We start from the raw sequence: 12,905 nt of genomic DNA, 5'->3' as shown, positions 1-12,905 counted from the left end.
TCGAGTTCCTCCTGCTCACCCCGGAACCGTCAAGGCTCCCGGTGTCCGTCGGCGATGCCGTCCCGGGATCTGGGCCTGAGCCGTCATGAGATCAATGATCCGCGCCCGGTGGCGGGCCGCAATGCGGGAAGCATGGGGAGGGCCCCGCGTGCCGGGGCCCTGGTCGAGAAGGTCAGGGCCTGAGGAAGATCACCGAGCGGAGCTTCAGGCGGTCCGTGGCCGGGTTGCCGTGGGGGCGCAGGGTCCAGGAGGCGCCCGTGCAGTCGGAGCCGGTGAAGACGACGGCGAACTCGTCGGTGTTGTTGTGCGGGGCGAAGGCGGGCTCGGAGGCGCCCGGGTCCGCGACTTCGGGCAGGGTGACGCACTCACCGCTCGGCGGGTCGTGCAGGGCGGCCGCCTGGGGCCGGCCGTTCAGGCCGATGAACTGGTAGCCGAAATCGCCGGTGGCGGCCTGGGCGGGCGTGGCCAGGACGGCGGTCAGGGCGATGGCACCGCAGACGGCGGCGACGGGGTTCCAAAGACGCACGGAGTTCTCGTTTCGAGAGGACGACCAAGGTCATCTGCAGCCCTGCTCCCGGCGAGCACCTCGCATGCGGAACGTCGCAGCAGAAGCGTTCCGCTGTCACCCGTTCGGACGCGCTCCCGGTCGGCGGCCCGGTCGGCGGCCCGGTCGGCGGTCGGGTCGGCGCTCCGGTCGGCGTCCCGCGGCGGACAACAGCAGGTCGCCGCCCGGCTGCGGGAGCGGGGAGCGATGTCGGCCGAGGGCCGCGCGTGACACCGCCTCGGCCGGACCGCCGCGGGCTGAGCGTCCTTCACCGGCCGGGCGCCACCGTCCGCAGACCGTCCATGACGAAGTCGAGGAGCCAGGCCGCCCGTGCCTGCCAGTCCTCGTGCGGGTCGAGCTGCCACAGACCCGCGATGGCGAGGAAGAAGTCCTCCGCCGTCACGCCGGGGCGGATCGTGCCCGCCTTCTCGTTGGCCCGGAGCAGGAGTTCCGCCGCGGCGGTCACCGGCGTGTGGGCCGGCTTCGCCGGGCTTCCCGGTGTGCTGGTGGCCTGACGTATCGCGTCGGCCAGGCCGGCCTTGGCCATGGCGAACTCGGCGAGCCGGTCCATCCAGGCGCGCAGGGCCTGCTCGGGCGCCCGGGTGTCGAGCAACTGAGCCGCGCTGCCGGCGACCTGCCGCATCTCGTGGCGGTAGATCTCGAGGACGAGCGCCTCGCGGTTGGGGAAGTTGCGGTAGAACGTGCCCTGCCCGACACCGGCCTTCTTGGCGATCACGCTGAGCGGGGTGTCCGCGCTGCGCGTCAGCTCGACGAGTGCCACTTCCAGGATGCGCTCGCGGTTGCGCTGTGCGTCGGACCGCAGCGGGGCCTTCTTCTGTGGCACTCGTCCTCCTCAGGGGTTCTGGCCGAACCCCGCCCTTGCTAACCGGACAGCTGTCCGTATAGGTTCCTCGGGTAGCGGACAGCTGTCCGGTTGTGTCCACGGTAGCCGTGGACGCCGCCCTGGGGCAGTCAGCAGTTGCCACCTTCTTCGGCCCAAGCATCCCGCACCTTCGATTTCCCACCCCGGCAGCGGCCTGCTCGACGCACTCTCCACAACCGTCCTGGAAAGCGAAAGAAGTTGTTCATGGCTTTACCGACGTCCAGTGTCATCACCCTGAAGATCAACGGCGAGAAGTACACGCTGCCCGTCGACCACCGCACCACGCTGCTCGACGCACTGCGCGAGCGCCTCGATCTGACCGGCACCAAGAAGGGCTGTGACCAGGGCCAGTGCGGTGCCTGCACCGTCCTGCTCGACGGGCGTCGGACCGTCGCCTGCCTGCAACTGGCCGTCGCGGCCGAGGGCCGGGAGATCACCACCATCGAAGGCGTCGCCGACGGAGAGCAGTTGCACCCCGTGCAGCAGGCCTTCCTCGACCTGGACGGCTTCCAGTGCGGCTACTGCACTCCCGGACAGATCTGTTCGGCGATCGGGATGATCCAGGAGCACGCGGCGGGCTGGCCGAGCGCGGTCACCGACGACGTACGGCCCGAAGCGGGACCACCACCTCTGACCGCCGGCGAGATCCGCGAGCGGATGAGCGGCAATCTGTGCCGCTGTGGCGCGTACGTCTCCATCGTCGAGGCGGTGGCCCGGGCGGCCGAGGCCGGTACGGACACCGGAACGGCCTCGGCGGCGCGCATCGGCTCCGAGGCCGAGACCAAGGAGGCTGTGGCATGAGGGAATTCGGTTATCAGCGAGCCTCCGACGTCGCCGGTGCCGTCGCGCTGCTCGGCGCCGATCCGGACACACGCTTCCTCGGCGGCGGCACCAACCTGGTCGACCTCATGAAGGCCGGTGTCGAACGCCCCGCCCGACTCGTCGACATCCGGGAACTCCCGCTGGACGAGATCGAGTCGACGCCGCAGGGCGGTCTGCGCATCGGCGCCACCGTCACCAACGGCGAACTGGCCGCGCACCCCGAAGTCCGGCGCCGCTACCCGGCGCTGGCCCAAGCGGTGCTGGCCGGCGCGTCCGGACAGCTCCGCAACATGGCCACGGTCGGCGGAAACCTGCTCCAGCGCACCCGCTGCAGCTACTTCACCGATGTCACCAAGCCCTGCAACAGGCGTGTCCCCGGCAGCGGTTGCCCCGCCATCGAGGGCGAACACCACAACCACGCGATCCTCGGCGCATCCGAGCACTGCGTGGCCGTACACCCCTCCGACATGGCCGTCGCACTCACCGCCTTCGACGCCGTCGTATCGTACGAAACCGCGGACGGGCCGGGCCGGTTGCCCCTCGGTGAGTTCTACCTGCCTGTCGGTGACACCCCGCACCGTGAGACCGCCCTGCCGCCCGGCGCGCTGATCACCGGCGTCACCCTGCCGCCCACTCCCGCGGCCGCCAACTCCCGCTACCGCAAGGTGCGCGAGCGCGCCTCGTACGCGTTCGCCATCGGCTCGGTCGCCGCCGCCCTCGACATCCGTGACGGCGTCGTCCAGGACGTCCGTCTGGCGCTCGGCGCGGTCGCCTCCCGCCCGTGGCGGGCCGTCGCGGCCGAACGGGTCCTGGCCGGCGCGCCGGCCGCTGCCGACACCTACGCCGCGGCGGCAGACGCCGAGCTGACGGCCGCGCGGCCGCTGACGCACAACGGCTACAAGGTGACCCTGATGCGCAACCTCGTGGTGGCCGTGCTGACCGAACTCGCCGAGGAGGCCGCCCGATGACCACCGTCACCACCGGGACACCCACACCGGCACCCTCCGTCGGCACCGCGCACACCCGCGTGGAGGGCCGGGACAAGGTCACCGGAGCGGCCCGCTACGCGGGCGAGGTCCCCTTCGCCGACCTCGCGCACGGCTGGCTGGTGCTGTCCACGATCGCCCGCGGCCGCATCCGCGAGATCGACACCGCTGCCGTCCTCGAACTCCCCGGCGTCCTGGCCGTCCTGGACCACCGCAACGCCCCGCGCGTCGAGACCGACTATGTCGGCCTGATGGGCTCGAAGCCCGACTTGACCTGCGCCGTCTTCCAGCACGACCGGGTTCCGCACCTGGGCTGGCCGGTGGCACTGGTCGTCGCCGAGACGTCCGAGCAGGCCAGGGAGGCCGCCGAGGCGCTCGTGGTGCACTACGAACAGGAGCCCCACGACGTCGACTTCACGGGCGAGCACCCGGACGCCTACCCGCTGGACGGCCATATGCCGGCAGTGACGGAGAAGGGGGACCTCGACGCCGAACTCGCCGCGTCGGCCGTCGTCCTGGACACCGAGTACACCACCCCCGAAGAGCATCACAACCCGATGGAACCGCACGCGGCGACCGTCCGCTGGGACGGCGGCCGGCTCGAGGTGGTCGACTCCAACCAGGGCACCACCTGGGTCGTCGGCGAACTCGCGAGCCTCTTCTCGCTCGACCCGGCCTCGGTGCACGTACGCTCCGAACACGTCGGCGGAGGCTTCGGCAGCAAGGGCGTCCGCGCCCACCAGGTGGCCGCCGTGATGGCCGCGACCGTACTGCAACGTCCGGTAAGAGTGGTCCTGACCCGCCGCCAGATGTTCTCGCTCGCGGGCTACCGCAGCCCCACCGTCCAGCGTGTCAGGCTCGGCGCCGACGCCGACGGACGGCTGCGCGCACTGGAGCACCGCTCGGTCAGCCTCACCTCGACCGTGCACGAGTTCGTCGAACCGAGCGCCGGGGTGGCCCGGGTGATGTACGACGCCGACGCCCACCACACCGCCAACCGGGTCGTACGGCTCGACGTACCGACCCCGACGTGGATGCGCGCCCCGGGAGAGGCACCGGGTTCGTTCGCGCTGGAGGCGGCGCTCGACGAACTCGCCGAGCAGTGCGGGATCGACCCGATCGAGCTGCGCCTGCGCAACGAACCCGACAAGGGGCCGGTCTCCGGCCTGCCCTTCGCAGGCCGCAATCTGCCCGCCTGCTTCCGCGAGGGCGCGCGCCGGTTCGGCTGGGCCGACCGGGACCCGCGTCCGGGCCTGCGCCGGGACGGTCGCTGGCTGCTGGGCACCGGCACCGCGGCGGCCTCCTTCCACGCGGGTGCCATGCCGTCCACGGCGGCCGTGACCGCGCACCAGGACGGCAGCTTCACCGTCCGGATCGCCGCGGCCGACATCGGCACCGGGGCCCGTACCGCACTCACCCTGGTCGCCGCGGACGCGCTGCGCGTGCCCCCGGAACGGGTCCATGTACGCATCGGCGACAGCGACTTCGGACCGGCCATGATCGCCGGCGGGTCCATGGGCACCCGCTCCTGGGCATGGGCGGTCACGGCAGCGGCCGACGAGCTGCGCGACCGGCTGGTGCTGGGCACCGGCATCCCCGCGGAGGGCATCACGGTGCGGTCGGACACCACCGCGGCCATCGGCGCCCTCGCCCCCGCCGAACGCCACTCCTTCGGGGCGCAGTTCGCCGAGGTGGCCGTGGACGTCACCACCGGCGAGGTGCGCGTGCGGCGTATGCTCGGCATCTTCGCGGCAGGCCGGATCGTCAACCCGCTCACGGCACGCGGCCAGTTCACGGGCGGCATGATCTGGGGCATCTCCATGGCCCTGCACGAGGAGGCGATCCGGGACCGCGCCTCGGGCGGCCACGTCGGAGCCGACCTCGCGGGCTACCACGTGGCCACGCACGCCGACGTACCGGACATCGAGGCCGACTGGATCGACGACTCGGACCCGAGGGATCCGGTCGGGATCAAGGGCATCGGAGAGATCGGCGTCGTGGGCGCCGCGGCCGCCGTCGCCAACGCGGTCTGGCACGCGACCGGCGTACGCCACCGCAGCCTGCCCATCCGGCCGGACCGCGTCATCCAGGCCGGGGTACCAAGTGCTTGACATCGCGGAGGAGTTGTTCCGCTGGGTCGAGGAGGGCCGGGACTTCGCCGTCGCCACCGTGCTGGCGGTGGGCGGCAGCGCACCGCGTGGTCCCGGCGCCGCCCTCGCCGTCGACAGCGGGGGCACCGTCATCGGCTCGGTCTCCGGCGGGTGCGTGGAGGGCGCGGTCTACGACCTGTGCCGGCAGTCGCTCGGGACGGGCGAGAGCGTCACGGAACGGTTCGGCTACAGCGACGAGGACGCCTTCGCCGTAGGACTGACCTGCGGCGGGACGATCGACGTGCTGATCACGCCGGTGGCCGGGCAGGTGCCCGTCCGGACGGTCCTGGCGTCGGCTCTCTCGGCCGCGGTCCGGGGTGAACCGGCGGCCCTCGCCCGGGTCGTCCGCGGCCCGGCCGAACTCCTGGGCCGAGCCCTGCTGGTACGCCCCGACGGTATGTACGAGGGAGGCCTCGGCGGTCACGTTCAGCTGGACCGGACGGCGGCGGCCGAGGCCCGGGCCCTGCTGGAGGCCGGGCGGACCGGCACCGTGGACGTCGCCGCGGACGGCTCGCACTGTCCCGGCGGCCTCGCCCTGCTGGTCGAGTCGAACGTGCCGCCCCCACGGATGATCGTCTTCGGCGCGGTGGACTTCGCCTCGGCGCTGGCGCGGGCCGGCAAGTTCCTCGGCTACCACGTGACCGTCTGCGACGCCCGCCCCGTCTTCGCCACGCGGGCCCGTTTCCCCGAGGCCGACGAGGTCGTCGTCGACTGGCCGCACCGCTATCTGCGGCGCACCGCGACCGACGCCCGTACCGTCCTGTGCGTGCTCACCCACGACGCGAAGTTCGACGTGCCGCTGTTGCAGGCGGCCCTCGCGATGCCGGTGGCGTTCGTCGGTGCCATGGGCTCGCGCCGCACCCACGAGGAACGAAACCGGCGGCTGCGGGAAGAGGGCGTCACTGAGCGGGAGTTGGCCCGGCTGCGCTCCCCGATCGGCCTCGACCTCGGCGCCCGTACACCGGAGGAGACCGCCCTGTCGATCGTGGCGGAGATCGTCGCCGCCGGACGTGGCGGTACGGGCGTTCCCCTGACCGGCACGAAGGATCCGATCCACCACGACCAGAGGGGACGTGACGAGGCTACGGCCGCCTGAGGGGCACTGCCCTCCGCGCCGGGCTCAGGCGCGGGGGCACAGGACGAAGTCGGAGTAGGCGCGCCAGGTGCGGTCGGCGTCGAGTTCGGTGAGCGCGTCACGGATCCTGCGGAGGTGAGCCGGGGTCAGCTGGAGCGGCGGCTCGTCCGGCTGGTAGGTGATGCGGACCGGGTAGTCCACGCCCGGCTCGGTGGTCATCTCGATGTGACAGCCGAGCACATGCGTGACCGGCCGGCGGCCGGCGAACTCGATCAGACGGTCGACGCTGCGGGCGAAGGCGGGGACGTCCTCGATGTAGAGCCGCCCGGGGTACACGCTGTCGCCGGTGAGCAGGAAGCCGGTGGCCGGGTCGTAGTACGTGACGGCCGCCTCGTGGTGGCCCGGGGTGGCCAGGCACTCCAGCACCCGGCCGCCCAGGTCGACGCGGGCGACGGCGTCCGGGTCCACGTCGAACCCGAAGTACGACCAGGCGCCGGCGCGGTCGGCGCCCACCACCGTGGTGTCGGGGCGGTCGGTGAACTGGCCGTCACCGGCGACGTGGTCACCGTGCCCATGAGTGTGCAGCACCAGCAGTTGGTAGCCGTCGCGGGGGTGCCGGGCGAGCCAGTCCGCGAGAAGGCCGTCGACCACCCGGCGCAGCGGGAAGAACTCGGCGGAACCGGTGGCTCCGGTGTCGATCAGCACTGCCCGTTCGTTGCCGCAGAGCAGGAACAGGAACGGCGCCTCGTAGTGCACCGCCATGTTCTGCCGCAGGATGAACGTGTGCTCGTCATAGGCGTGGACCTGGATGTCCGGGTCGGTGTTGTGCTTGGCCGAGGGCGACCCGTGGATCCACCGCACGTCCAGCGGACGTGCCTGGGGAGGGGTGCTGCCGAAGTCGATCAGGTGCGTGCCGGAATCCACGATGCCTCCGCGCGTGCGTCGTCTTGGCGGGCCGGGTACGGCGCACATCTCGTCCGGGGCAGGCACGTCAGAGCCTCCGACGGGACGCTACCACGGTGTCCGACGGGGCCCGTGGCCGTAGCCGCACGTCCTGCCGTGCGTGCCGTAGAGACCGCAGACGGCATCACCGCGGCCCGTCGCTTCCCTCCACACCGCCCGACGGCGGAGGCGGCGCGGCCGGCTGGTCGGCGAGCAGGCAGGCGGTGAGCGCCGCGGTGTCGTCCTGGAGGCGGTCGTGACTGTAGGCCATCAGGTCGCGGTGGAGCTGTTCCAGAAGCTCCCGAGGCGGAAGGGGACCCCAGGAGCGCAGACGCTCGGACAGGGGATAGAAGGTGCCGTGCGGATCGCGGGTCTCCGTGATGCCGTCCGTGTAGAGGAAGAGCTGCTCACCGGGCCGGAAGTCGTAGACGTCGACGTTGTACGGCTCTCCGACCAGCACACCGAGGTTCAACGGCGGTGCCGACCGTCCCCGGTCCAGTTCGTGCACCTCGTCGGAGCGGATGAGGAGCGGCGGCGGATGACCGCAGTTGACGATGCGGACCACATGACCGTCGGCCGGGATCTCGGCGAAGACTGCGGTGACGAACCGTTCGCCCACCTCGCTTCCGCCGAGCAGCGTCGCCCTGCGGCCCATGCTGATCTCCACGCGGTCGGCCAGGGCGGGCAGATCGGGTTCGTCGTGCGCCGCCTCGCGGAACGCACCCAGCAGGGTCGCGGCGGTCTCGACCGCGAGCAGACCCTTGCCGCGGACGTCGCCGATCAGCAGCCGGACCCCGTACCGGGTGGGGACGGCCTCGTAGAGGTCGCCGCCGATACGGGCCTCCGCGGCGGCGGACAGGTAGAGGCTCTCCAGGAGGAGGTTGCCGATCCGGTGCGGCACCGGTCGCAGCAGCACGCGCTGCGCGATCTCGGCCACGAAGCGCACGTCGGCGAGCGTGCGTTCACGGCGGGTCCGATGGGCAGCCAGGACCGTGGCGATCGCGCCCACCAGGATCGTGCAGATGTAGGAGGCCACGTAGTGGCGGTCCCACAGATAGCCGACGGACCGGCCCGCACAGCAAGGGGTACCGGCCAGGACCCCTTCGAGGAGCACCGCGAAGAGCGTGATGGCGGCGACCGCGCGCGGCCCCTGGGTGAAGGCGGCCAGCAGCGGCACGGTGATCAGCGCGAAGCTCACCGGCCAGTCCACCGGCGTGATGGGTTCGATCAGCAGAAGGGCCACGACGAACAGCGCAGGAAGCCAGCGCATCCACGCCGGAGGCGCCGGCAGTTGGGTCCGTACGGCGATGCCGGCCTCCGGCTCCCGACGGGTACGCCCGAGCCTCACCCGGCGCTCCCGCACGCGCACGCCGTCGGAGCTGCCAGACCGGCCCGGGAGGCGTGCCGTGCCGGTGGACGGCTTGCCTGACGGTTCGGCTTACGCGGCCTTCGCACACCGGACTCCTGATCGCACGACCCCTGCAAGAGGTCCAGCCTCCTGTGCGGGGTCCCGGCACACCGGTGATTGCTCCGCTTGGCGGCATGTTCCGGAGGCCGGGTCATGGGCGGAGGCCGGGTGATGGGTGGAGGACGGTGTCCGCCGGACGGGGGAGAGGGATACGACCTGCGCGTGACGCGGCGCGTGAGGCTGCCGACGAGGGTGGAGCACCCAAGGGGAGAAAGGGGGGACCTTCGATGGACCGGGTGAACCGGGTAGGCCGTTTGGACAGGGTGGACCGTTTGGACCGGGTGGGTCGGCCGGCGGCGTACGGGGCGGCTCTGGTGATGGCGCCCTACGCATTGATCAAGATCTCATGGGTGGTCGGGTCGGTGGCGGGGCTGCTGCCCGTCGGAGACGGGTTCGGCCTGACCGGGTGGGTCGCGCTCAACACGGTGACCATCGGCATGGCAGCCATCGGGATCGCCGTGGCGCTCGCCCTCGTACGGCCCTGGGGAATGCGGATACCGGGACCGCTGGTGGCGTTCGTCGCCTGGGTGGGCACGGGGTTCCTCGTTCCCTTGTTGCCCTATGCCGTACTGGACCCGCTGCTCGGCCTGTCCGGCGACGCGTCGCAGCGCCACGAGGACTCGGGTCCTGCCATGCCGGGTTGGGAAGCGGCGCTGATCCAGATCAGCTTCGTGGGGATGGGCCTGGGCCTCGCACTCGCCCTGCCCGCATACCTTCGACGGCGTTGGCCGGAAGTGTTCGAGGGGCGGGTCGGAGACGACGGCGGGAGCGGCCCACGGCCCGCGCTGTGGGCGGCCGGCGTCGCGGCGGCGATCGGCGTGGTCTGGGTCTACTGGGCGCTCGGCGGCACGGCCGGTGTGGCCCGTCCCGCGCACCAGGAAGCCGGCGGACGGTTGCTGACGGGGGTGTGGGGACTGTGGGCGCTCGTCGCCTCCGCCGCCACATGGATGCTCAGCCGCGGCCGGCCTGCCCGGCTGCCCCGCTGGGTCCCCCTGTCACTCGGCTGGCTCGGGACCGGTTCGCTGTTCGCGTGGAGCGGCTGGCGGCTGCCGATCACGCTGTACGTCGCGATCGCGCACCCCACTGATGTGTCGCTGCCGGAGAACCTCGCGTTCGTGGCCGTTCTGCAAGCCGCCGCCGTGGCCGCAGGCGCGGCGATGCTGCCGGTACTGGTCCGCTCCCGCAGACTTCCCACCGCACGCGACGCCGTCAAGGCCTCCGCCTGACCAACGGGCTTCCGCCCCTGCCGGGGCCAAGTGCCCTACGGCGCGGGCGAATTGCGGCGACAGCAGCGAGAACGCCGGCAGCATCCGGGAGCAGCGGTGCGGCCTGACCGTGCGAACGGACGAACTCGCCGTCGCTCATCAGGCCGCACTCCATCGCGCGGCTGCCCTCACGTGGGTCCCGACGACCCCGTGCGGGCTCAGCTCGTGGTCGGCCAGGGAACCGTGGTCTGGGCCGGGGCGTCGTAGTCGGTTCCGGGGACGTGCCACCCGTAGAGCCGGCCGACCTGAGCCTGGAACCAGTCGGTGTCCGCGAGTTCGGCCAGGGTGTCGGTGGCCGCTGCGGCCCAGCGTTCGTGGACGGCGTCCTGGACCTTGTCGTCCATCTCCCAGCCGTCGAGACGGATCCGCTGCTCCTCGTCGAGCTGGAGCGGCGCCGCGCCGGTGAGCTGCTGCCAGAGGGCGGCGGCCTGCTGCGCGGTGCTCTGGAAGTCGTCACCGAGGACGGCGCGGAGAAGGCTGGTGTAGAGGGCGATGGACGGGATGGCGGTCGAGGCCTGGGTGACAGCCGCGCCGGCGACCACGGTGTGCGCCTGTCCGCCGAGCGGGGCCAAGTCCTGCTGGAGGCCGCGCGCGGTGTCCTCCAGGTGCCGCTTGGCCGCGCCGATGGTGCCGGCCCGGTAGATCGGTGCGGTCAGGTCGGAGCCCACGTAGGAGAGCGCCACCGTGTGGAAGCCGTCCTGGATGAGGCCACGGTCCGCCAGCGCGTCGATCCACAGCTTCCAGTCGGCGCCGCCCATGACCCGCACGGTCGCGTCGAGCTCGGCGTCGTCGGCGGGCTCGAGTTCCAGGGAGCCGACGAGGGGGGTGTCGCCGTCGAACTGCAGGGTCTTGGCCCGGTAGGCGGATCCCAGGGGCTTGATCACCGAGTGGTGGACCTCGCCGGTGACAGGGTCGGTGCGGCGGGGCGCGGCAACGCTGTAGATGAGGTAGTCGACCTTGCCGTACCGGGCGGCGAGGTGGTCCAGCGCCTGCGCCTTGGCCGCGACGGAGAAGGCGTCTGCGTTGAGGAAGGCGAAGTCGCCGTCCGGTCCGGCGAGTGCTGCGGTGCGTGCCGTCCGGTACCAGCCGCCGGAGGCGGTACGGCGCTCGGTCTCGGGACCCTCGAAGGCGATGCCGATTCCGCGCATGCCGTAGGTGCGCAACGCGGCGACGGTGGCGGCGAGGCCGTAGCCGGCGCTGGAGCCGATGATCAGGGCGACCGGCCCCGCATCGACGGCCGGGCCGGTGGGTTCGGGGGTGCGCCGCCACAGCTCGTCGACGACAGCGGCGCAGCCCTCGGGGTGGGAGTTGACGTAAAGGAAGCCACGGTTGCCGGGTTTGATCTCGCGGAGAGTCATCAATTTCCTTCGTGCTGAGGATGCTGAGGAGTCATCGCCCCGACGGCTTCGCCGGGGGCGGCGAAGCCGTCGGGCCCGCTCCAGGCCGGCCAGGCTTCCATCCTGTCCGGTCAACCCGTACGGCGACGTGGCGACATGTGCCAGGGTCGGCTAAAAAATCTTGTCGGACACCAACGTCCGCCTCGACCCCGCCACCGGCCCCGGCCGCGACCGGCCCTCCCGCAATCGCGGCCGAGACCCTCAGGAACGAAGGACCCTAGGCCTCCCGCCCCACGGAGGTGAACGACATGTCCGGGTAGCGGTCGCCCGCCACCTGGGCGGCGATCGGCTCCAGCAGCGCCAGTTCGTCGGCGGTCAGCGTGATGCGAGTGGCCGCGGCGTTCTCCAGGAGGCGGGTGCGCTTGCGGGTCCCGGGGATCGGTACGACGGTCAGGCCGTGCACCTGGGCCCGCTGCTGCACCCAGGCGAGGGCGATCTGCGCCGTGGTGGCGCCGTGGCCGGCCGCGATCTTGCGCAGGGGCTCCAGGAGGGCGGCGTTCGCCTTGGCGTTGTCGCCGGTGAAGCGCGGCTGGTACTGCCGGAAGTCGCTGCTGGAGAGTTCTGTGCCCGCGTCGACGAAGGCACCGGTCAGGAAGCCACGGCCCAGCGGCGAGTACGGCACGAACGCGACCCCCAGTTCGGCGGCCGCGCCCACTGCGCTGCGCTCGACGTCCCGGCTGAAGACCGACCACTCCGACTGCAGCGCGGTGATCGGATGCACGGCGTGGGCCTCGCGCAGCTCGGCGCCGGTGACCTCGCTCAGGCCGAGGTGCTTGACCTTGCCCTCCCGCACCAGCTCGGCCATGGCGCCGACGGACTCGGCGAGCGGGACGGCGGGGTCGCGCCGGTGCATGTAGTACAGGTCGATGACCTCGACGCCCAGGCGGCGCAGGCTCGCCTCGACCGCGCTCTTCACGTAGGCGGGCTCGTTGCGGATGCCGCGGTAGCGCGGGTCGTCGGCGCGGCGTTCGATGCCGAACTTGGTGGCCAGGGTGATCTCGTCGCGGTGCGCGGCCACGAACGGTGCGAGGAACTCCTCGTTGGCGCCGGAGCCGTACATGTCGGCGGTGTCGATGAGGGTGACACCCGCCTCGAGAGTGGCCTCCAGGGTGTCGCGGGCCGCCGCGACGTCCGTCTCGCCGTACGCGTCGCTGATGCCCATGGCGCCGAAGCCCTGCACGCCCACGAGGCGGCCGTCGTTGCCCAGCCGGACCTTGTGGATCTGTTCGATGGCGTTACTCATGCCCGCCACGCTAGATCGTTTGAGCGCGCTCGAAGCAAGTGCTTTCCGGCCGCCGAGCGGCGCTTTTCGCGCACCTTTTCCCGGTCGGCCGTCGCAGCGAGGAGTACAGTATTCATCGACTGATGAATTA

11 protein-coding genes and 1 riboswitch are annotated in these 12,905 nt (G+C 71.9%); of the genes, 5 read left to right on the top strand and 6 right to left on the bottom strand.

Annotated elements, in window-relative coordinates; translation table 11 throughout:
* Positions 1-172: 172 nt before the first annotated feature.
* Entirely contained in the window at positions 173-526 is a 354-nt protein-coding gene (locus tag AC07DS_RS15785; protein ID WP_479145648.1) for a hypothetical protein, read from the bottom strand.
* 286 nt (positions 527-812) lie between these two features.
* Positions 813-1,388, bottom strand: a complete 576-nt coding sequence (locus tag AC07DS_RS15780; protein WP_479145646.1) for a TetR/AcrR family transcriptional regulator — start codon at positions 1,386-1,388, stop codon at positions 813-815.
* 243 nt (positions 1,389-1,631) lie between these two features.
* On the opposite strand from AC07DS_RS15780, the gene AC07DS_RS15775 reads away from it, so the two are divergent.
* From AC07DS_RS15775 to AC07DS_RS15760, 4 genes are read left to right on the top strand one after another with little or no spacing between them, the layout of a single operon-like run.
* Positions 1,632-2,228, top strand: coding sequence for a (2Fe-2S)-binding protein (locus tag AC07DS_RS15775; RefSeq protein WP_479145644.1), 597 nt, complete (start codon positions 1,632-1,634; stop codon positions 2,226-2,228).
* On the top strand, positions 2,225-3,217 hold the full coding sequence (locus AC07DS_RS15770) for an FAD binding domain-containing protein (RefSeq protein WP_479145642.1): 993 nt from the start codon (positions 2,225-2,227) through the stop codon (positions 3,215-3,217). Before AC07DS_RS15775 ends, AC07DS_RS15770 begins: the two co-directional genes overlap by 4 nt.
* On the top strand, positions 3,214-5,346 hold the full coding sequence (locus AC07DS_RS15765) for a xanthine dehydrogenase family protein molybdopterin-binding subunit (protein WP_479145641.1): 2,133 nt from the start codon (positions 3,214-3,216) through the stop codon (positions 5,344-5,346). The genes AC07DS_RS15770 and AC07DS_RS15765 overlap by 4 nt, the downstream gene beginning before the upstream one ends.
* Positions 5,339-6,481 carry an XdhC family protein gene (locus AC07DS_RS15760; RefSeq protein WP_479145639.1) on the top strand — a complete coding sequence of 381 codons (1,143 nt, stop codon included), beginning with the start codon at positions 5,339-5,341 and terminating at the stop codon, positions 6,479-6,481. Before AC07DS_RS15765 ends, AC07DS_RS15760 begins: the two co-directional genes overlap by 8 nt.
* Positions 6,482-6,505: 24 nt before the next feature.
* Here the strand turns inward: AC07DS_RS15760 and AC07DS_RS15755 are convergent, their stop codons facing one another.
* Positions 6,506-7,384: an MBL fold metallo-hydrolase gene (locus AC07DS_RS15755; RefSeq protein WP_479145638.1), complete on the bottom strand. Its 879-nt coding sequence runs from the start codon at positions 7,382-7,384 to the stop codon at positions 6,506-6,508.
* A gap of 12 nt (positions 7,385-7,396) precedes the next feature.
* Positions 7,397-7,464, bottom strand: a riboswitch (guanidine-III (ykkC-III) riboswitch).
* Positions 7,465-7,547: 83 nt separating this feature from the next.
* Entirely contained in the window at positions 7,548-8,750 is a 1,203-nt protein-coding gene (locus AC07DS_RS15750; RefSeq protein WP_479145636.1) for a PP2C family protein-serine/threonine phosphatase, read from the bottom strand.
* Positions 8,751-9,133: 383 nt separating this feature from the next.
* Between AC07DS_RS15750 and AC07DS_RS15745 the strand changes: the two genes are divergently transcribed.
* Complete coding sequence (locus tag AC07DS_RS15745; RefSeq protein ID WP_479145634.1) at positions 9,134-10,096, top strand: hypothetical protein; 963 nt, start codon at positions 9,134-9,136, stop codon at positions 10,094-10,096.
* A gap of 197 nt (positions 10,097-10,293) precedes the next feature.
* Here AC07DS_RS15745 and fabV read toward each other — a convergent pair whose 3' ends face one another.
* Together fabV and AC07DS_RS15735 are read right to left on the bottom strand one after the other, a co-directional pair.
* Positions 10,294-11,493, bottom strand: coding sequence for an enoyl-[acyl-carrier-protein] reductase FabV (fabV, locus tag AC07DS_RS15740; RefSeq protein ID WP_479145632.1), 1,200 nt, complete (start codon positions 11,491-11,493; stop codon positions 10,294-10,296).
* A 256-nt stretch (positions 11,494-11,749) separates the two neighbouring features.
* On the bottom strand, positions 11,750-12,775 hold the full coding sequence (locus AC07DS_RS15735) for an aldo/keto reductase (protein WP_479145630.1): 1,026 nt from the start codon (positions 12,773-12,775) through the stop codon (positions 11,750-11,752).
* Between the last annotated feature and the right edge of the window lie 130 nt (positions 12,776-12,905).

It is taken from the genome of Streptomyces sp. NPDC044064, from assembly GCF_056434245.1.
Note: the sequence above shows the minus strand (reverse complement) of the source record. Positions and strands in the feature narration are given on the sequence as shown.

Excerpts from the sequence above, each read along its gene's own strand:
- AC07DS_RS15775 (WP_479145644.1), top strand. The coding sequence starts at position 1,632 with ATGGCTTTACCGACGTCCAGTGTCATCACCCTGAAGATCAACGGCGAG.
- AC07DS_RS15770 (WP_479145642.1), top strand. The coding sequence starts at position 2,225 with ATGAGGGAATTCGGTTATCAGCGAGCCTCCGACGTCGCCGGTGCCGTC.
- AC07DS_RS15765 (WP_479145641.1), top strand. The coding sequence starts at position 3,214 with ATGACCACCGTCACCACCGGGACACCCACACCGGCACCCTCCGTCGGC.
- fabV (WP_479145632.1), bottom strand. The coding sequence starts at position 11,493 with ATGACTCTCCGCGAGATCAAACCCGGCAACCGTGGCTTCCTTTACGTC.
- AC07DS_RS15735 (WP_479145630.1), bottom strand. The coding sequence starts at position 12,775 with ATGAGTAACGCCATCGAACAGATCCACAAGGTCCGGCTGGGCAACGAC.